The organism is Aneurinibacillus danicus (genome assembly GCF_007991215.1).
GTDB lineage: Bacteria > Bacillota > Bacilli > Aneurinibacillales > Aneurinibacillaceae > Aneurinibacillus > Aneurinibacillus danicus.
In genome coordinates this window covers 1-17,798 of the sequence record NZ_BJXX01000067.1, presented here as the reverse complement: position 1 = coordinate 17,798, position 17,798 = coordinate 1, and the positions used below count along the sequence as shown (strand labels likewise).

Sequence of the window (17,798 nt, the reverse complement as noted above, 5' to 3'; positions counted from 1 at the left end):
ATAAAAAGAACATTCCTATCTCTTAAAGAGATAGGAATGTTTTTCTATAAAGGAGCCGAAGAACAGTGAGCGATCCATTGCAACAACCCGTTACCGCAATAAAAGGAATCGGAGCGGAACGAGCGCTTGATTTGGCCTCGCTTGATATTCATACCATACAGGATTTGCTTGAACATTTTCCATACCGTTACGAAGATTACCGGGTGCGGAGTTTGAGCGAGGCGGAGGACGGAGAAAAGATTACCATTGTCGGCACGGTATACGGAGAACCGGTTGTCCGGTTTTACGGTAAAAGCAAATCCCGTCTCACCGTAAAAGTCGTGGTGGACCGGGTAGTGGTAACCGCTATCTGGTTCAACCGCCATTTCTTAAAACAGCAGTTGCGTGCGGGACGTGAGATTATGCTATCCGGCAAATTCGAGCAAGCCCGTCTGCAGATAACGGTGAGTGAACATCATTTTCTTGATACTAACAAAAAAACTCCCCAACAGGGTTCGATTCAGCCGGTATATTCTACAACCGCCAACCTCCAGGTAAAGCAAATCCGGCGCTGGATTGAGGAAGCGTTGAAAGAATATGGCGGTGCGATAGAAGAAATTCTTCCGGAGAACCTTATGCGCAAGTATAAGCTCGTGCCCCGTGCGGACGCCATCCGTAACATTCACTTTCCGGAAAGTGTGGCGGCCGGAAAACAGGGGCGCCGCCGTCTGGCGTTCGAAGAACTGTTTTTATTCCAGCTAAAACTTCAGGCGTACCACGCGATGAATCGGCGGGCGAGTGACGGTGTGGCCCAGCAAATTCCGATCGAGCAGGTGCGTGAATTCATCCGCGGCCTTCCGTTTCCGCTAACGGGTGCACAGAAGCGCGTGGTGAAAGAAATCCTCGAAGATATGCAGGCTGAGTACTCTATGAATCGGCTGCTGCAAGGAGACGTAGGCTCCGGAAAAACGATCGTGGCGGCCATCGCATTGTACGCGACGGTTGCGGCCGGTTTCCAGGGGGCGCTGATGGTACCGACGGAGATTCTTGCAGAACAGCATTACGCAACGCTTAAGGAATTACTTGTGCCGCATCGGATTGAGATTGCTCTGCTCTCGGGCAGTGCAACGGTGCGGCAGCGCCGTGACATTCTCGCCGGACTGCAATCCGGTCTTATTCATATTGTTATCGGTACGCACGCGCTGATTCAGGAAGACGTGTATTTCCGTAATCTCGGTCTGGTCATTACGGACGAGCAGCATCGGTTTGGGGTAGAGCAGCGCCGCGTTTTGCGTGAGAAGGGGCTGCATCCGGATGTGCTGTTTATGACAGCGACGCCCATCCCCCGCACGCTGGCGATTACCGCGTTCGGCGACATGGATGTATCGACGATCGATGAACTCCCGGCAGGGCGTAAACCAGTCGAAACATACTGGGTTAAACATGACATGTTGGACCGAATTCTGGCTTTCATGCAGAAGGAATTGGATACAGGAAGACAGGCATATGTAATCTCGCCGTTAATTGAGGAATCCGAAAAATTGGATTTGCAGAACGCGATGGATGTCCATGCGCAGCTTAGCCATTATTTTGCGGGAAAATATAATGTAGGTCTTATGCATGGTCGGCTGCCTGCGAAAGAAAAAGACGATGTCATGCAGCGGTTCAGCCGCGGTGAAGTTCATGTGCTTGTCTCGACGACGGTAGTGGAAGTCGGCGTCAATGTGCCGAACGCTTCCCTTATGGTCATTTACGATGCGGAGCGATTCGGTTTGGCCCAGCTGCACCAACTGCGCGGCCGCGTCGGCCGCGGTGCGGAACAGTCCTACTGCATTCTGATTGCTGACCCAAAATCGGAAGTCGGTAAAGAAAGAATGCGGATTATGACAGAGACGAACGATGGATTTGAAGTGGCGCGCCGTGACCTGGAACTGCGCGGTCCCGGTGATTTTTTCGGCACGAAACAGAGCGGCCTGCCTGAATTTAAAGTAGCCGACGTCGTGCAGGATTACCGTATGCTTGAAGTGGCCCGCCAGGAAGCGGCTGAAATTGTCGGCCTTCCTGTGTTCTGGGTCGGTCCGGAATATGCGCCTTTGCGCAGATACTTGAAGCGGGACGACTATTTTCTTGAGAAGATTAAAGATTAGAGTTCCCCGCGATCTGATTTTCGTCCGTCATCCTCATCGTCCGATTCGTCTGTATGGTGTGACCAGCGAGGTGAATGCTCAAGGCGATGACCGATATGAAGGACCGCATACATCAAAAACATGGCAAAAGCGGTCATGCCGTAATAACCGGCGCCTACCGAGATACCGATCCCCCCTGCGAAGAATACCATCGCTGCGGATGTTAGACCTTTGACGGAACGGCCGCGCTGAATAATGAGTCCGGCGCCAAGAAAACCGAGTCCGCTGACAATCTGTGCGGCCAGCCGCATAGGGTCCATCATCGTATGACCGGGTATCGAATATCGATCCACAGTATGAATCGAGACGAGGGTTAGGAGGGTGGACGCTACGGTGACGAACGTATATGTCTTAATGCCGGCGGGTTTGGAGCGGCTTGTGCGTTCCAGCCCGATAGCAAATCCGAAAATGGCGCTTAATGTCAGACGCAGGTACATCTCCCAGTTCTCAAAGTAGAGTACGGAACGGGAGAGTTGATCAATAAAATGGTTCAAAGTTACTTTCTCCCCTCTCTAATGTTTTTATCTTACCATCATATTCTATGAGTATGAAAGATAAAAAAAACCGTCCGGCAACAAGCCAGACGGACATGTCAAACGCTGCGCGCCTGACATGCATAATGGGAGAGGAGAAACCGGAGGAAGAGCTTATGGGGAAACGTAAGTCTTCTCCGCGGTTGTCGGCAACACGGGGTTCCCGTGTTACTGTTATTATTTTGGACGTGTCCTGCTCATAATATACATACGAATGTAAGAAAGCGCTCTAATTATTTACCAGAATATTTGTTTATGTTATACTAACGACGTTTAAAAACGGAAAACAGTGGAGTGGAAGTCATGCGGGTAGTATCTGGCTCGAAAAAGGGGCATCCACTGCAGGCTGTGCCCGGTAAAGGCACGCGGCCTACGGTGGACAAAGTAAAAGAATCGATTTTCAATATCATCGGTCCCTATTTTGATGGGGGATTGGTGCTCGATTTGTATGCGGGAACAGGCGGGCTCGGTATTGAGGCGCTGAGCCGGGGAGCGGAAAAATGCATCTTTGTTGACGCGAATCGTAAGGCGGTTGGAGTGATCCTGCAGAATCTCGACTCGACAGGATTGAGAGGGCAGGCGGAGGTATACCGCAATGACGCGGATCGGGCTCTAAATGCACTGAAAAAGCGGGGAATCGCATTTGATATTGTGTTTCTCGATCCGCCGTATGCCGAGCAAAAAATCGAGAGCCAGGTCGCCATCATGGCGGATCACGGCCTGCTCGTTCCGGATGCTATGATCGTTGCCGAACACGATGCGGGAGACAAGCTGCGTGAACAAATCGGCAGCGTAGTTAAAGTAAGAGAAACAACATACGGTCAGACGACCATTACGATTTACCAAAACGAGGGGTAGACGACAAGGAGGGGGTATTATTGAGTATTGCAGTGTGCCCGGGAAGTTTTGATCCGGTTACATATGGACACCTCGATATTATCCAGCGGGGGACCAAAGTGTTTGATAAAGTTATTGTAGCGGTGCTTATCAATCGCAATAAAGTAAACCCGGTATTTACGATCGAAGAGCGTCTTGAGTTGCTGCGTGAAGTAACGAAGGGGATGCCGAACGTTGAAGTTGATACATTCAACGGTTTGCTTGTGGATTACATGCATACAAAAGGCGCAAAAGCCATTATCAAAGGCCTGCGCGCCGTATCGGACTTCGAATATGAGATGCAGATGGCGTCCATCAACCGTCTGCTCGACAACAAAATCGAGACATTTTTTATGATGACCAACAACCAGTATTCCTTTTTAAGTTCAAGCATCGTGAAAGAAGTCGGCAAATATGGCGCAGACGTCAGCAGCCTGGTACCGCCTGTAGTGGAAAAAGCGCTGCGTGAAAAGTTTGGAGAACCCCGCTAGGTCGGGGTTTTTTCGATGCTTATTTTTTGGCAAGCAGGGCTCCCAGATGTACCGATATGATGGTGAACAATAGCATTCCGGCACATACTAGCAGGGAAACCATCTGGGGGGGCGAGAGTGCCCAGAGTGATTCCTGCGCCGGATTGAATGCAGGAAGCCAGACAGGCAGCGCGCTTTGTGTTGTTTGTTGAAGCTTGTCGTACAAAAATGCTCCGATCGTGTACGTAAATGCAAAGGCGAGCATGGCATGGCAGATACGCGCGAACAGGAACGGCCAATAACGAATGTCTGTCTCGGCAAGCATGCTGGCGACCTGTGCATGTACAGATAGTCCGCCCCAGGCCAGCACCGCGCTTGTGATTGCCATGACAAGCGCGGGGGCCTGGGAGCCGAACAGCTCGCTGGCTTGTTTGGCGCCGAGCGTTACTTCAAACAATCCGTAGATAAACGCTTGGGCCGCTTCAAACGGATAACCGAAGAGAGCCAGCATTGCTCCAAGAAGAGCGGACAGCAGAGCGATGAGTTTCAATTTCATGAACAGGGTCAGTAATACAGAAAATAAAAGGATGAAACCTCCTACTACCATCTGTGTTTGCAGCGAGGTAGCCACGGCGTCTCCCATTAGTTTGCCGAACGACCTTCCGTCCTGAAGGCGAGCGTGATGCATGGAAGCGAGTGCCCGGTACAGGAGCGGTTTGGAACTGTCAGGTCGATACGGCGTACGTTCACCGTCCCGGTTATGCCGTGCCATAATCAGTCCAACAATGAGAGCGGTCGTGTAATGGGCAATAAGCAGCACAAGCCCTACTTTGGCGCTGTGAAAGAAGCCGATGGCAACGGCCCCGGTAATAAAAACGGGATCGGATGTCGTAGTATAAGATACGAGGCGCTCACCTTCAGCGCGTGAGATTAATTTTTTTTCGCGAAGGCGGACGGTCAGCTTAGCGCTGATCGGATAACCGGACGCAAATCCCATCGTCCAAACGAATGAACCGGGGCCGGGAATGTTAAACACAGGGCGCATGAGCGGTTCAAGCAGCACTCCCATAAAATGGGCGAGTCCCAGCCCGAGGAGAATTTCCGATGTAATAAAAAAGGGAAGAAGCGCGGGGAACACAACGTCCCACCAGATTTTCAGGCCGCGCAACGCTGCTAGAAATGATGCCTGGGGAAACAACAGCAGACTTGCTGCCAGAACAAACGAAATGACAGCGAACAGGGCAGTGTTAATGTACGGTTTTATGGAACGCATAGGCATTTCTCCTTACTCTCGTATGTATAGATCTGTCGTGCTACCGGGACGGACAGGGCCTATCCTTATATGTACGGGGCGAAAAAGCAAAATAGACCTGAACGGAAAACGGAGGGAATGGTATGCCGCGCATCGGATTGGCTTTAGGAGCAGGCGGCGCGCGAGGATTCGCGCATATCGGCGTTTTGGAAATACTTGAAAAGCACGGAATTGTGCCCGCTTATTTGTCGGGAAGCAGCATGGGAAGCCTGGTAGCGGCACTGTATTCGTGCGGATTTACACCGCAAATGTTGGAGAAGCTTGCAGTAAATTTAAAGCGGAAACACTGGTTGGACCTGTGTGTGCCCGGCATGGGATTTGTTACGGGAGAGAAGCTGCGTCATATCGTAAAACTGCTGACCCGAAATAAAACAATCGAAGAATTGGAACGTCCGTTGTCTATCGTCGCTACCGATCTGGTATCGGGCGAGCGGGTGGTGTTCACAGAGGGACCGATCCACGAAGCGGTACGTGCCAGTGTGTCGATTCCGGGTATTTTTGTACCGTACAAATTAGGGAGTAAGTTATTAGTAGATGGCGGAGTGGTCGATCGGGTGCCGATTGAGCTTGCGCGTAGCATGGGGGCCGAATTGACGATCGGTGTGGATGTATCGCTTGCCCCTTCGAATAGCCCGGTCCGTACGTTTTTTGACGTGATCTTCCAAACGATTGATGTGATGGAACGCGAGATTTTTCTTCACCGTACCGTTCATGCGGATATTATGATTCGACCGGATGTCGGGCGGTTTAGTTCGACATCCTTTACGAATATTGACGAGATTATCGAAGAAGGAAGAAAGGCGGCACGGCTGATGGTGCCGCACATTCAAGAGAAAATAGAAGATGGGAGGAAACGTGCATGATTGGCCGCCGGCGTTTTTTAGGGGGACGCTTTGCCCCCTTTATCGCCGCCGTGCTTGCTGCGGTGGTGATACTGGCCGTGGTGCTCTACCCGACCGACTATTATATTATTCGTCCCGGATCGGCGATTGAGCTTCAGCCGATGGTTACGGTTGAAGGAGGACAGAAAGATGAGAAGGGTATGCTTATGCTGACCACGGTTCGTATGAGCAAAGCCAATGTGCTGGGTTATTTGTACGCCAAAACCGACCCGTATGCGGATCTTGTGAAAGAGACGACGGTTCACAGCCCGCACGAAACGGACGAGCAGTACAACCTGCGGGAGCTGCAGGAGATGAAAAATTCACAGCAAAACGCTATGATTGCCGCATTCCGTAAAGCGGGACTGCCTGTAAAAGTCAACGAGCAGGGTGCTCTCGTTGTATTTCTTGTATCGGACATGCCTGCTAAGCAATACTTGAAAATCGGAGACGTGATTACGAAAGTAGATGACCGAGAGATCAAAAACGCGGCACAACTGCTCGCTGTATTGAAAGGAAGAAAAGCAGGGGAAACGGTTAAGTTAACGTTTATTCGGGACGGACAGGCTAAAACGGCGGACATCAAGCTAAAGGCATTCCCGAAAACGCCGGGGCAGAAAGAGACACGTGCCGGTATCGGCATTGCGTATCCAAATCCGGACGGCCCTACTACAAAGCGGGATATCGAATTGCCGAAGAAAGTGACGATTCAGTCTGAGAATATCGGCGGTCCGTCTGCGGGTATGATGTTTACGCTTGAAATTTTTAACCAGTTGACACCGGGCGATTTGACCAAGGGGTACCGTATTGCCGGGACAGGCACCATTAACGCCGACGGAAGGGTTGGGCCGATTGGCGGAGTGAAGCACAAAGTGCGTGCATCGGATAAGATGGAGGCCGACATTTTCTTTGCGCCGGATAATCCGACGCCGGCGGGAAGCAAGCAGCGTTCAAATTACGCAGATGCGAAGGCAGAGGCAGAGAAGCTTGGCACGAAGATGAAGATCGTGCCGGTGCGTACGTTGGATGATGCGATTAAATATTTGGAAAGTCTGCCGCCAAAGGGCGGCAAATAAAAGTCGTCATTCGCATTCAAAGTGCAGCGGGGGTTGCCAGTATTCCCGCTGCATTTCTTTTTGGCGCAGGTGCTCTGGAAATGCAAGAGCATACAGGGATCCGGCCTGAACATCCAGCGCAAGCATCGGGTGCTTGTTTTTACCGACACGGGTGATGACAGGGAGCGTGCTTGTTTCTTTCATTTTTTTCAGCAGGCGCTGGCCGACACGATTAAAGCCGAGGACGCGAATATACGCAGGTCCCTGGCCATTTACTGCAGCATTCATTTTCTTGCGCGTTAGATTGAACATACTATATAGAAGCAGGCGCTGCAGCCGCCCCCAGGTATAGCGTTTTGTTTTTACAGTCTCCATAAGCTCGCGGAACGAAGCAGCGCGGGGCAGCGCTGCAAGTAAGCGGTGTTCAATTCCCTCGTTCATCTCGTGGATAGCTCCTAGCTCGTCCGGCCAGCGGGTAAGCAATTGATGCTGAAGATATGGATAGAAAAGGTTCCATGTAACGGGAAAGCGTCCTGCCGCTTCCTCTTTCCGTAATATATCGCTTGTGCTGGCAGGCACGTATGGACGAATCGCTTCGATTCCGCCGGATGGCTGTTCGGCGATCAGCTTGCGCAATGCCGTTGCGCTGGCGATGCTCTGATCGGTGACCGTCATCTGATGGTAGCCTGCTTTCTGCCGCTTGATGGTGGCAGGGCGAATGGAGCTTCGCAGTCGATGAAGAGCCAGACAGTAATTCAAGCCAAGAATGTTATTTGGCTCGGCGGCGTGACTGCGTACCGTATCATCAACCAGGCCCGGAAGCGCTGCCTGAATCGCTTCCCCGTACGCGGCAGGATAGCTGAGTCCCTGTTCTAATCCCTGTCGCAATGCCTGCTGAAATGCGATCGGCTCATCGGCCAGAACAGCTGCCAATTCTTCTATCCAGGCAATCTCGCCGCTCTCCGATCCGAAGCATATTTCATTTACCACTCCGGTGGCGTGCAGCGTGGCGACCGCACCGAATGCGAATTGCTCGGCATTCTGTGTTGCATAGACAAACGGGATTTCGAGCACAAGGTCCACACCCAGGCGGAGCGCCATCTCGGTGCGCGCCCACTTGTTCACGATGGCCGGCTCTCCGCGCTGCAGAAAATGCCCGCTCATGACCGCCACGACCGCATCGGCACCGGTTTGCCTTTTTGATTCGGTGAAATGATAGGCATGGCCGTTATGTAAAGGATTGTATTCAACAACCATTCCAATTGTTTTCATGTTGCACTTCCTCCGCTTGGTATTTGTTTCAATAGTATAGGATTTGGGAAAGCAAAGGCAATGCCGGTTATTTATTCAAAATTATAGGGTGTCAAGATTGTTTCCTTGACATATTGTTCGAGGAAAAGTATAATAACTTTTGTTGCTTGAAATGAGGTGGCATCGTTATGAAATTGAAAAAAAACCAGCTGCTTCAGCTGCGGGGCGGCAAGCTTCCGATTGACGAGACGGTGGAGCTGAACCTTGCGCGGAAGCATCAGCAGCTTGTCGAGTCGAAGCCTGCCCGCTTTACCGGAGAAGCATATGCAGCAACGGGATTGTTTGTTGTAGAAGGCCGCTTATCCGGCGAGCTTACGATGGAATGCGCCCGCTGTCTGGCGAAGTTTCCGTACCGTTATGATGTAGGCGTGAAGGAAACATTTATGGATGAGAATCAGATTGAATTCGATGTAGACGAAGAAATGGAGATTCATCCGCTTAAAGACGAGGAAATCGATTTAACCCCGTATCTGGAAGGTGCGGTGCTCTTGTCGCTGCCACACACGCTGGTATGTAATGAAGATTGCAAAGGTTTATGCCCGGAATGCGGCACAAACCGCAACGAGAAAGACTGCGGCTGTGTAGTCGAACGCATCGATCCGCGGCTGGCTGTGCTGGGTGAACTTTTTGGAAAGCTAGACAAATAAAAGCTTTTCATTTACCTGAAAATCAGGTATGATGATTGTTGTGTTTTGATGGATAACTTGTCCCATCAAATAGATGCTTTGATTGTAATCTTGTGAAGGGGGTGGGATACATGGCAGTACCTCAAAGACGGACGTCGAAAACTCGTAAAAATAAGCGTCGGACTCACTTCAAGCTGGAAGTTCCGGGCATGGTAAAATGCCCTGAGTGTGGCGAAATGAAGCTGGCTCACCGCGTATGCAAAAGCTGCGGCACATACAAAGGAAACCAGGTTGTGAATAACGCTTAATAACCCAGGAGGCGAAAAATGAGCTCGATCATTTTCGTCTCCTTTTTTATTTCTGATCGTAAATTAAGAATATGCGGCTAAAAGATCCGTAGTTCTCCTTCAATTGTCCTATGGGGCGGGCAGCGTATACTTCCTCTTAGGAGCGTGCCCCGGTGACATGCCCATTCCTTCTTTCGGTCCGCCCTTCTGTGCTGTTCAGTATGCAGCTTCTTGTCTTATGTGCTCGAATGCTGACTAGTTTTCTGAAGTGGCAGGAATTTATTTTCCTTACGCGAAAATAAATGGCAAAATCGAAAAAAGAGCGTTGTTATTTCAAAACTTTTTTTATATACTGCTATTAGTAGCTGGTAATAAGAACGGTTGAGTACGTGGAGATACTATAGGTGGTGAAGCAGGATGGCTCGCCTTGCGAAGAAAGTTCGCCAGGAGGCACTGCACAATTTGCTTCTGGCAAGCCCGTTCTACACGGATGAAGAACTTGCCGCGCATTTTGGCGTTAGCATCCAGACCATTCGCCTCGACCGGCTGGAACTCGGCATTCCGGAAGTGCGGGAGCGAATAAAGAATGTGGCTAGAAAATCATTGGATGAAGTAAAGTCGCTTCCACTGGAAGAAATGGTGGGGGAATTGCTTGATATCGAGCTGGACTGTTCGGGGATTTCCCTGCTCGAGATTACTGAAGAACATATATTTTCCCGAACGCAGATTGCCCGCGGGCACCATATATTTGCCCAGGCCAATTCGCTGGCTGTTGCGGTTATTGACGCGGACGTCGTACTGACGGCTGCGGCGCGAATCCGCTATGTACGCCCGGTCCGCCTTGGAGAGAGGCTGGTGGCCAAAGCCACCGTTCGCGAGACGAAGGGCGAGCAGAGTAAAGTACGAGTGGAAACGAGGGTGCAGGACGAACTCGTATTCAGCGGAACGTTTCGCGTATTCCGTATGAGGGATTTCGACGCACAGACCAGTCGCAAACAGGAGGAAACATGATTATTGCAATAGATGCGATGGGAGGGGACTTAGCTCCCACCTCGAATGTTAAAGGCGCCATTGAAGCCGCGCGTGAGATGCCGGACGTGAGAATCGTGCTTGTCGGCGACGAAGCCCGGCTTGCGCCAATGCTTGCACAGGCGCCGAAAAATATTGAAATTAGGCATGCGGCCGAAACGATTGAAGCTGATGAAGAACCTGTCAAAGCGGTACGCCGCAAACGGGATTCTTCGCTTGTCCTCGGCGTGACAATGGTAAAAAACAAAGAAGCGGACGTTATCATTTCCGCAGGCAATACCGGCGCATTCATGACGGCGGCCCTGCTTATCACCGGGCGAATTAAAGGCATTGACCGTCCGGCCCTAAGCCCGATTGTACCTACAACCGACGCGGCCGGCGTTATGATTCTTGATGCGGGAGCTAACATGGATGCACAACCTAAACATTTACTGCAGTATGCGATTATGGGCAGCATCTATGCGGAAAAAGTAATGGGTGTAGCACGTCCGCGCGTCGGTTTGTTGAATGTCGGCACAGAAGAAAAAAAAGGAAATGATTTAACTAAAGAAGCGCATAGCCTGCTAAAAGAAAGCTCGCTGAATTTCATCGGCAATGTTGAAGCGCGGGATATCATGGAGCATGTCTGTGATATTGTTGTCTGTGACGGTTTTTCAGGGAATATTCTGCTAAAGACGATGGAAGGCATGGCCAAGACGATGATGTCGGTCATGAAAGAAGAATTTACGCGCACAATTACAAGTCAACTTGCAGCGATGATGCTGCGTCCGGGCCTCCGGCGGGTAAAAAACCAGATGGACTATGCCGAGTATGGCGGAGCGTTATTGATGGGGGTGCAGGGCACCTGCATTAAAGCACACGGCTCTTCAAATGCCCGTGCCATTCATGCTGCCATCAGGCAGGCGAAGAAATTTGTCGAACATGACGTCAACAGTCTGATTGCAAGAGAAATTCAGGGGGAAAGCAGGGATGAATATGTTTAAAGCGCAGCGGGCGGCCGGAATTCTGGGAACAGGACGTTATTTGCCGGAGAAAGTTATAACAAACGCGGATCTGGAGAAAATGGTCGATACATCGGACGAATGGATTGTGACCCGAACGGGAATCAAGGAAAGAAGAATGGCCCGCCAAGATGAGACATCTTCCGATATGGCAACTCATGCCGCACGGCAAGCGCTGGACAAAGCGGGAATTGTAGCTGAGCAGGTGGATTTAATCATCGTTGCCACGGTAACGCCCGATATGTTCTTCCCTTCCACGGCCTGTATCGTACAGGAGAAACTGGGTGCAAAGCGGGCGGCTGCATTCGACTTGTCGGCGGCCTGCTCCGGATTTTTGTACGGAACATCGGTAGCCGCCCAGTTTGTCGCCAATGGGCTGTACCGTTACGTGCTTGTAGTCGGTGTTGAGGCGCTTTCGAAAATCGTTGACTGGACGGACCGCAATACGTGTGTATTATTTGGTGACGGAGCCGGAGCGGCGGTTATTGGTCCGGTGGAAGAAGGCTTGGGATTTCTTTCCTTCGAACTGGGCGCAGATGGAGGCGGTGCCGAACTGCTGAAATTAGGAGCAGGAGGTTCACGCATTCCGGTACCGAAAGTGGAGCCGGGAAGTCGGGAGAACTATATCCATATGGCTGGCGGAGAAGTGTTCAAGTTTGCGGTACGGGCGATGAATACGGCATCCGACCAGGCGCTTTTGAAAGCGGGCATTACAAAAGAAGATGTCGATTTCCTTGTCCCGCACCAGGCGAATCTCCGTATTATCGATTCAGCCGTTAAACGCTTGGGATTGCCTTATGACAAAGTAGTAGTGAATTTAAATCGCTATGGTAATATGTCATCGGCTTCCATTCCGGTTGCGTTGGATGAAGCTGTCAGCGAAGGACGCATTAAAGAAGGCGACACGTTGGTGCTTGTCGGATTCGGCGGCGGGCTAACGTGGGGTGCCTCGGTAATGAAGTGGTCGACCAAGGAAAAGAAGGAGGAAGAATGATGGGCAAGACAGCGTTCATTTTTCCCGGGCAGGGATCACAATATGTAGGCATGGGCGCCGAGCTATATGAGAAAGAAGCTGCAGCGAAAGCGGTATTTGATGAAGCGGACCGGGCACTTGGCGTCTCGCTTTCCACGCTTTGCTTCGAAGGGCCGGAAGAAGAGTTGCGTCTGACCGCCAATACACAGCCGGCCATTTTGACGACGAGTGTGGCGGTGCTTAAAGTATTGAAGGAAAAGCTAAATATTGTTCCGGATTATGTAGCGGGGCACAGCCTTGGCGAGTATTCAGCGCTGGTAGCGGCTGACGCGCTGACATTTGCGGATGCAGTCCAGATTGTTCGGGCACGCGGCCGATATATGGAACAGGCTGTGCCAGCGGGACAGGGAGCCATGGCGGCTGTCATGGGAATGGACCGCGAACCATTGGATGAAGTATGCCGAAAAGTCACAGAAGCGGGCCGTCCGGTGCAACTGGCCAATTTGAACTGTCCGGGGCAGATTGTTATTTCCGGCAGTGCGGAAGGCGTGGAAGAGGCAGGAGCCGCCGCTAAGGCAGCCGGTGCAAAGCGGGTGATTCCGTTGAACGTAAGCGGACCGTTCCACTCCATGCTTATGGAGCCAGCGGCGGAGAAGCTTTCACAGACGCTTGCCGGCTATACGATTAAGGATGCGCAGGTAGCGGTCGTGGCTAATGTCTCAGCCAGCGGCGTACAAACAAAAGAAGAAATTAAAGAATCTTTGATTCAGCAAGTCGCTTCTCCGGTGCTATGGGAAGACAGTGTGCGCTACATGCTTGACAAAGGTGTCGATTTATTTATCGAGATCGGCCCGGGCACGGTTCTGTCAGGACTGGTTAAGAAAGTGGATCGTAAAGTGAAAACGCTGGCAATTCAAGATATAACGACACTTGAAAAGGCGCTTGAACAACTGCAAATGAAAGAATAGGAGGAGAGATCATGCTGGAAGGAAAAGTAGCGCTTGTCACCGGCGCATCCCGCGGGATTGGCCGTGCGATTGCGCTTGAGCTGGCCCGTCAGGGAGCCGATGTAGCCGTCAACTATGCCGGAAACGAAGCGGCCGCACGCGAAGTGGCGGACGAAATCGCCAAGCTGGGCCGACGTGCCATTGTAGTAAAGGCGAACGTGGCGGATGCGGGTGAAGCGGAAGCCATGGTCAAGCAAACAATCGACGAGCTGGGCAAGCTGGACATTCTGGTGAACAATGCGGGGATTACCCGCGACAACCTGCTCATGCGCATGAAAGAAGAAGAGTTCGATGAAGTCATTGCCACCAACCTCAAAGGCGTGTTCAATTGCACCAAAGCGGTGACGCGTCCAATGATGAAGACGCGGAGCGGGCGCATTATCAATATCTCTTCCGTCGTTGGCGTAATGGGCAACCCGGGACAGACGAATTATGTGGCAGCCAAAGCCGGTGTTATCGGTATGACGAAGTCGGTCGCACGTGAATTGGCCAGCCGAGGCATTACAGTGAATGCTGTCGCGCCGGGATTTATTGAAACGGATATGACGTCCGTGCTCGGTGATGATACGAGGGAATCGCTGCTTACGCAGATTCCGCTCGGCCGCCTCGGCAAGCCGGAAGATATCGCCGATACGGTGGCGTTTATTGCTTCTGAGAAAGCAAGCTATATTACAGGTCAAGTTTTTCATGTTGACGGTGGCATGTACATGTAAGACAAAGTATAATAGACAAATAATTATGTTTTGAGAGGAGGTGAAGACAGTGGCAGATACATTCGATCGTGTAAAAAAAATCATCGTGGATCGCCTCGGCGTTGATGAATCCGAAATCAAAGAAGAAGCTTCATTTAAAGACGATCTCGGCGCAGACTCTCTTGATGTCGTAGAATTGGTGATGGAACTCGAGGATGAGTTCGATTTGGAGATTTCCGACGAAGACGCAGAGAAAATCACGACTGTGGGTGATGTGATCAAATACATAGAGGCCCACAAGTAAGATAGGCGCTGCTTCAGGAAAAGTCCCGTATACGTATGCGGGACTTTCTCCTCATTGTGGGTTATATACCAGTTTCTCATTATAAAGAACTGTTATTATATTTCGAGGTGAAACTATGAAAAATCGCGTAGTAGTAACAGGCATCGGAGCGGTCACGCCGCTCGGAAACAATGCCAAAGCTTTCTGGGAAGGGCTGCTTACCGGCAAATCCGGTGTCGATTATATTACCGCATTTGATACGGAAGGCTATTCAACCAAATTTGCAGCTGAAGTGAAAGACTTTAATCCAGAAGATTATATGGACAAAAAAGACATCAAGCGTACGGATCGTTTCGTGCAATTTGCGATCGCTGCGGCAAAAATGGCCGTGGAAGACGCAGGGCTTGAGATTACCGAAGAAAACGCAGAAAATATAGGAGTATACATCGGCTCCGGTATCGGCGGTTTGGGCACGTGGGAAGAGCAGCATACGCTGCTGATAGAGAAAGGGCCGCGGCGCGTAAGTCCATTTTTCGTGCCAATGATGATTGCCAATATGGCCTCTGGTCAGGTATCCATTACCCTGGGAGCCAAGGGACCAAACAGCGCGGCCATTACTGCATGTGCCAGTGCGACGAATTCGATTGGCGACGCATTTAAAATTATTGAGCGCGGTATCGCTGATGTTATGATTACGGGTGGTACGGAAGCATCGATCCGTCCGATGGCAGTGGCCGGGTTCTCCAATGCGAAAGCTCTTTCTTCACGCAATGATGAACCTAAAAAGGCCAGCCGTCCGTTTGATAAAGACCGCGACGGGTTTGTTATGGGTGAAGGAGCAGGGATCATTATTCTAGAATCGCTGGAGCATGCTAAGAAACGAGGGGCGACTATTCTGGCCGAGATTATCGGCTATGGCATGAGCGCGGACGCCTATCACTTAACCCAGCCGGCACCGGGCGGTGAAGGCGCGGCGCGGGCGATGAAAGCGGCGTTGAAAGATGCGGAAATTAAGCCGGAAGAAGTAGACTATATCAATGCGCATGGTACATCTACTGAATACAACGATAAATTCGAAACGATGGCCATAAAAGCTGCGCTGGGCGATGCCGCTTACAAAGTAGCCATCAGTTCCACCAAGTCCATGACGGGCCATCTGCTGGGCGCTGCAGGCGGAATTGAAGCGATTGCCTGTGTACTTGCACTGCGCGATCAGATTGTGCCGCCGACCATTAACTATGAAACACCTGATCCGGAATGTGACCTTGATTATGTGCCGAACGAAGCAAGAAAGATGGATATAAATGTAGCCATGTCCAATTCGCTTGGCTTCGGCGGACACAATGCAACCATTGTCTTTAAAAAATATATAGACTGATACCGTTTTGGTGGTGAATAAGGTAGTGGATTTTGCAGGATTACAAAAAGAAATCGGAGTGCGCTTTAAAAGCGAAAAGCTTCTCCGCCAGGCGTTTACCCATTCGTCGTATGTAAACGAGCACCGCGGCAAGCTATTCCAGGACAACGAGCGCCTGGAGTTTCTCGGTGACGCGGTGCTGGAGCTGACCGTCTCCCAATTTCTTTACACCCATTTTCCAAAAATGTCCGAAGGAGAATTAACGAAGCTCAGAGCCGCCATTGTCTGTGAACCGTCCCTCGTTATGTTTGCGAATCAGCTTAAATTCGGCGAGTTGATTTTGCTTGGCAAAGGGGAGGAACTGACCGGAGGAAGGCTCCGCCCCGCACTGCTTGCGGACGTGTTTGAAGCATTTATTGGCGCATTGTATCTGGATCAAGGGCTGGATTCGGTGTTCCGTTTCCTGGAAAAATATGTGTATCCCCGAATTAATAATGGTGAATTTACCCGGGTTACCGACTACAAAAGCCAATTGCAGGAGTTTGTGCAGCGGGACGGACTCGGGGAAATTCAATATCGCATCGTGCAGGAGCGGGGCCCTGCGCATAGCCGTGAGTTTGTCTCCGAAGTGCTGCTCAACGGTGACGTACTCGGCCAGGGATCAGGCCGTTCGAAGAAGGAAGCCGAGCAGCATGCTGCCGCTATGGCAATGAAGCACCTCGCGGTAAAACAGTAAAGGTGACAGGGAAGATATGAAACAGCATGTAAACATCGCATTGTTTGTGCCGCATCAGGGATGTCCGAAGGATTGCGTGTTTTGCAACCAGTCACGGATTACGGGGCGGAAACGGGAAAGTCTGCTGACGGAAGAGACGGTGCGGCGTTCCATCGAGGAGCAACTGTCAACCGTCCGTGCTGGCCAACAGGTCGAAATCGCGTTTTTTGGCGGCAGCTTTACCGGACTGCCCCGCGGCTACCAGACAATGCTCTTATCGGTAGCAAAGGAGTATGCGGCGACGGGCCGGGTGCACGGCATTCGCCTGTCAACGCGTCCGGATTACATTACGCCCCATATTATGGAGTATCTGCTCTCCTATGGGGTCACCACGGTAGAGCTTGGCTGCCAGTCGCTTGACGATGAAGTGCTTGCGCTGTCAAAAAGAGGGCATACGGCGGCACAGGTAGAGCGAGCAGTACAGATTATCCGGCAGTATCCGTCAATCCGGCTGGGCCTGCAAATTCTTCCCGGACTTCCGGGGGATACACTTGAAAAAAGCGTATCTACGGCCAGAAAGGTTGTAGAGCTTGCCCCTGATTTTGTACGCATTTATCCGGCGTTGGTCATTGCCGGAACGGAGCTTGAGTGGTTGTATGCAACGCATCAATACCAGCCGTTATCGGTGGAAGAAGCCGTGCAATGGACGGCGGAAATTTGGCTTCCTTTGCTTAAGGCGGGTATTCCTGTCATCCGTATGGGGCTGCATGCCTCGGATGATTTGCGCAGCAAGGGCACCGTGCTGGCCGGTCCATTCCATCCTTCGTTTCGTCAATTGGTCGAAGAGGAGTTGTTTCATCGTTTGCTGAAGCGAATGATGGAGGGGATCGGACAGACTGCCGCTGCTTCGCTGGAAGTTGCGATCCATCCCGCAGACGAAACGGCACTGCGTGGCCGCAAAGGAGAGAATTGGAGAGAGGTGGCAGCTTTTCTTGCAGATGCCGGTGTTCACGCTTCGCTGACGCTGGACAGAAGTTTATCGCGCCAGCAGTTGAGCTTTCGGGAAGAAGGCGGAACCTTCCGGACGCTTTTCTTTACCGATTTATAAGAGAATCCGGCCCTTCGGTCGATTTGAAGCTGAGAAGAACGAGGCAGTCTGGACGCCTGAGGATGCGCATCCTCCCTGGGTCGCGTCAGGCCCTCGTTTTTTCTGTGAAAATCGTGA

At 51.3% G+C, this 17,798-nt stretch carries 20 protein-coding genes; 17 read left to right on the top strand and 3 right to left on the bottom strand.

What is annotated here, in order from left to right; all coding sequences use genetic code 11:
- Window positions 1-65 precede the first annotated feature (65 nt).
- Window positions 66-2,126 carry an ATP-dependent DNA helicase RecG gene (gene recG, locus ADA01nite_RS08085; protein ID WP_146809440.1) on the top strand — a complete coding sequence of 687 codons (2,061 nt, stop codon included), beginning with the start codon at window positions 66-68 and terminating at the stop codon, window positions 2,124-2,126.
- Here recG and ADA01nite_RS08080 read toward each other — a convergent pair.
- Complete coding sequence (locus ADA01nite_RS08080) at window positions 2,123-2,659, bottom strand: MgtC/SapB family protein (protein WP_246147261.1); 537 nt, start codon at window positions 2,657-2,659, stop codon at window positions 2,123-2,125. The genes recG and ADA01nite_RS08080 overlap by 4 nt on opposite strands.
- A 53-nt stretch (window positions 2,660-2,712) precedes the next feature.
- Here ADA01nite_RS08080 and ADA01nite_RS08075 point away from each other — a divergent pair, with 53 nt between their 5' ends.
- The 3 genes from ADA01nite_RS08075 (at window position 2,713) to coaD (ending at window position 4,065) form a co-directional block, all read left to right on the top strand.
- Complete coding sequence (locus ADA01nite_RS08075) at window positions 2,713-2,901, top strand: hypothetical protein (RefSeq protein ID WP_146809439.1); 189 nt, start codon at window positions 2,713-2,715, stop codon at window positions 2,899-2,901.
- A 100-nt stretch (window positions 2,902-3,001) separates the two neighbouring features.
- Window positions 3,002-3,556, top strand: coding sequence for a 16S rRNA (guanine(966)-N(2))-methyltransferase RsmD (gene rsmD / locus ADA01nite_RS08070; protein ID WP_146809438.1), 555 nt, complete (start codon window positions 3,002-3,004; stop codon window positions 3,554-3,556).
- 20 nt (window positions 3,557-3,576) lie between these two features.
- Window positions 3,577-4,065 carry a pantetheine-phosphate adenylyltransferase gene (coaD, locus tag ADA01nite_RS08065; protein ID WP_146809437.1) on the top strand — a complete coding sequence of 163 codons (489 nt, stop codon included), beginning with the start codon at window positions 3,577-3,579 and terminating at the stop codon, window positions 4,063-4,065.
- Between the two features lie 19 nt (window positions 4,066-4,084).
- On the opposite strand, the gene spoVV is transcribed toward coaD, so the two are convergent.
- On the bottom strand, window positions 4,085-5,317 hold the full coding sequence (gene spoVV, locus ADA01nite_RS08060) for a dipicolinic acid transporter SpoVV (protein ID WP_146809436.1): 1,233 nt from the start codon (window positions 5,315-5,317) through the stop codon (window positions 4,085-4,087).
- Between the two features lie 122 nt (window positions 5,318-5,439).
- Here spoVV and ADA01nite_RS08055 point away from each other — a divergent pair, with 122 nt between their 5' ends.
- A complete protein-coding gene (locus ADA01nite_RS08055; RefSeq protein ID WP_146809435.1) occupies window positions 5,440-6,219 on the top strand; it encodes a patatin-like phospholipase family protein in 780 nt (259 codons plus the stop codon).
- Window positions 6,216-7,313 (top strand): SepM family pheromone-processing serine protease, encoded by a 1,098-nt coding sequence (locus ADA01nite_RS08050; protein ID WP_146809434.1) that lies wholly within the window; start codon window positions 6,216-6,218, stop codon window positions 7,311-7,313. The genes ADA01nite_RS08055 and ADA01nite_RS08050 overlap by 4 nt, the downstream gene beginning before the upstream one ends.
- A gap of 6 nt (window positions 7,314-7,319) precedes the next feature.
- On the opposite strand, the gene ADA01nite_RS08045 is transcribed toward ADA01nite_RS08050, so the two are convergent.
- The gene (locus tag ADA01nite_RS08045; protein ID WP_146809433.1) at window positions 7,320-8,564 is read right to left on the bottom strand and encodes a nucleotidyltransferase; all 1,245 of its coding nucleotides are present in this window, start codon (window positions 8,562-8,564) and stop codon (window positions 7,320-7,322) included.
- A 167-nt stretch (window positions 8,565-8,731) separates the two neighbouring features.
- On the opposite strand from ADA01nite_RS08045, the gene ADA01nite_RS08040 reads away from it, so the two are divergent.
- The 11 genes from ADA01nite_RS08040 to ADA01nite_RS07990 all read left to right on the top strand — a co-directional run bounded on the left by ADA01nite_RS08040 (window position 8,732) and on the right by ADA01nite_RS07990 (window position 17,681).
- Window positions 8,732-9,250 carry a YceD family protein gene (locus ADA01nite_RS08040; protein ID WP_146809432.1) on the top strand — a complete coding sequence of 173 codons (519 nt, stop codon included), beginning with the start codon at window positions 8,732-8,734 and terminating at the stop codon, window positions 9,248-9,250.
- Between the two features lie 110 nt (window positions 9,251-9,360).
- Window positions 9,361-9,537 (top strand): 50S ribosomal protein L32, encoded by a 177-nt coding sequence (gene rpmF, locus ADA01nite_RS08035; RefSeq protein WP_043066021.1) that lies wholly within the window; start codon window positions 9,361-9,363, stop codon window positions 9,535-9,537.
- Between the two features lie 396 nt (window positions 9,538-9,933).
- Complete coding sequence (gene fapR / locus ADA01nite_RS08030) at window positions 9,934-10,527, top strand: transcription factor FapR (RefSeq protein ID WP_146809431.1); 594 nt, start codon at window positions 9,934-9,936, stop codon at window positions 10,525-10,527.
- Window positions 10,524-11,528 carry a phosphate acyltransferase PlsX gene (gene plsX, locus ADA01nite_RS08025; protein ID WP_146809430.1) on the top strand — a complete coding sequence of 335 codons (1,005 nt, stop codon included), beginning with the start codon at window positions 10,524-10,526 and terminating at the stop codon, window positions 11,526-11,528. The genes fapR and plsX overlap by 4 nt, the downstream gene beginning before the upstream one ends.
- The gene (locus ADA01nite_RS08020) at window positions 11,515-12,540 is read left to right on the top strand and encodes a beta-ketoacyl-ACP synthase III (protein WP_281285995.1); all 1,026 of its coding nucleotides are present in this window, start codon (window positions 11,515-11,517) and stop codon (window positions 12,538-12,540) included. The genes plsX and ADA01nite_RS08020 overlap by 14 nt, the downstream gene beginning before the upstream one ends.
- Window positions 12,540-13,487: an ACP S-malonyltransferase gene (gene fabD / locus ADA01nite_RS08015; RefSeq protein WP_146809448.1), complete on the top strand. Its 948-nt coding sequence runs from the start codon at window positions 12,540-12,542 to the stop codon at window positions 13,485-13,487. Before ADA01nite_RS08020 ends, fabD begins: the two co-directional genes overlap by 1 nt.
- Before the next feature lie 11 nt (window positions 13,488-13,498).
- Entirely contained in the window at window positions 13,499-14,239 is a 741-nt protein-coding gene (gene fabG / locus ADA01nite_RS08010; protein WP_146809429.1) for a 3-oxoacyl-ACP reductase FabG, read from the top strand.
- 49 nt (window positions 14,240-14,288) lie between these two features.
- Entirely contained in the window at window positions 14,289-14,522 is a 234-nt protein-coding gene (locus tag ADA01nite_RS08005) for an acyl carrier protein (protein WP_146809428.1), read from the top strand.
- A 115-nt stretch (window positions 14,523-14,637) separates the two neighbouring features.
- Window positions 14,638-15,879, top strand: a complete 1,242-nt coding sequence (gene fabF, locus ADA01nite_RS08000) for a beta-ketoacyl-ACP synthase II (protein ID WP_146809427.1) — start codon at window positions 14,638-14,640, stop codon at window positions 15,877-15,879.
- Window positions 15,880-15,904: 25 nt separating this feature from the next.
- A complete protein-coding gene (gene rnc / locus ADA01nite_RS07995; protein WP_146809426.1) occupies window positions 15,905-16,594 on the top strand; it encodes a ribonuclease III in 690 nt (229 codons plus the stop codon).
- A gap of 16 nt (window positions 16,595-16,610) precedes the next feature.
- Window positions 16,611-17,681, top strand: a complete 1,071-nt coding sequence (locus ADA01nite_RS07990; protein ID WP_146809425.1) for an elongator complex protein 3 — start codon at window positions 16,611-16,613, stop codon at window positions 17,679-17,681.
- Window positions 17,682-17,798 lie beyond the last annotated feature (117 nt).

Coding starts and splice junctions, on each gene's coding strand:
- spoVV (WP_146809436.1), bottom strand. CDS start 5,317: ATGCGTTCCATAAAACCGTACATTAACACTGCCCTGTTCGCTGTCATT.
- rsmD (WP_146809438.1), top strand. CDS start 3,002: ATGCGGGTAGTATCTGGCTCGAAAAAGGGGCATCCACTGCAGGCTGTG.
- ADA01nite_RS08075 (WP_146809439.1), top strand. CDS start 2,713: ATGAAAGATAAAAAAAACCGTCCGGCAACAAGCCAGACGGACATGTCA.
- ADA01nite_RS08040 (WP_146809432.1), top strand. CDS start 8,732: ATGAAATTGAAAAAAAACCAGCTGCTTCAGCTGCGGGGCGGCAAGCTT.
- ADA01nite_RS07990 (WP_146809425.1), top strand. CDS start 16,611: ATGAAACAGCATGTAAACATCGCATTGTTTGTGCCGCATCAGGGATGT.
- plsX (WP_146809430.1), top strand. CDS start 10,524: ATGATTATTGCAATAGATGCGATGGGAGGGGACTTAGCTCCCACCTCG.
- rpmF (WP_043066021.1), top strand. CDS start 9,361: ATGGCAGTACCTCAAAGACGGACGTCGAAAACTCGTAAAAATAAGCGT.
- fapR (WP_146809431.1), top strand. CDS start 9,934: ATGGCTCGCCTTGCGAAGAAAGTTCGCCAGGAGGCACTGCACAATTTG.
- fabF (WP_146809427.1), top strand. CDS start 14,638: ATGAAAAATCGCGTAGTAGTAACAGGCATCGGAGCGGTCACGCCGCTC.
- ADA01nite_RS08050 (WP_146809434.1), top strand. CDS start 6,216: ATGATTGGCCGCCGGCGTTTTTTAGGGGGACGCTTTGCCCCCTTTATC.
- fabG (WP_146809429.1), top strand. CDS start 13,499: ATGCTGGAAGGAAAAGTAGCGCTTGTCACCGGCGCATCCCGCGGGATT.
- ADA01nite_RS08055 (WP_146809435.1), top strand. CDS start 5,440: ATGCCGCGCATCGGATTGGCTTTAGGAGCAGGCGGCGCGCGAGGATTC.
- ADA01nite_RS08045 (WP_146809433.1), bottom strand. CDS start 8,564: ATGAAAACAATTGGAATGGTTGTTGAATACAATCCTTTACATAACGGC.
- fabD (WP_146809448.1), top strand. CDS start 12,540: ATGGGCAAGACAGCGTTCATTTTTCCCGGGCAGGGATCACAATATGTA.
- ADA01nite_RS08020 (WP_281285995.1), top strand. CDS start 11,515: ATGAATATGTTTAAAGCGCAGCGGGCGGCCGGAATTCTGGGAACAGGA.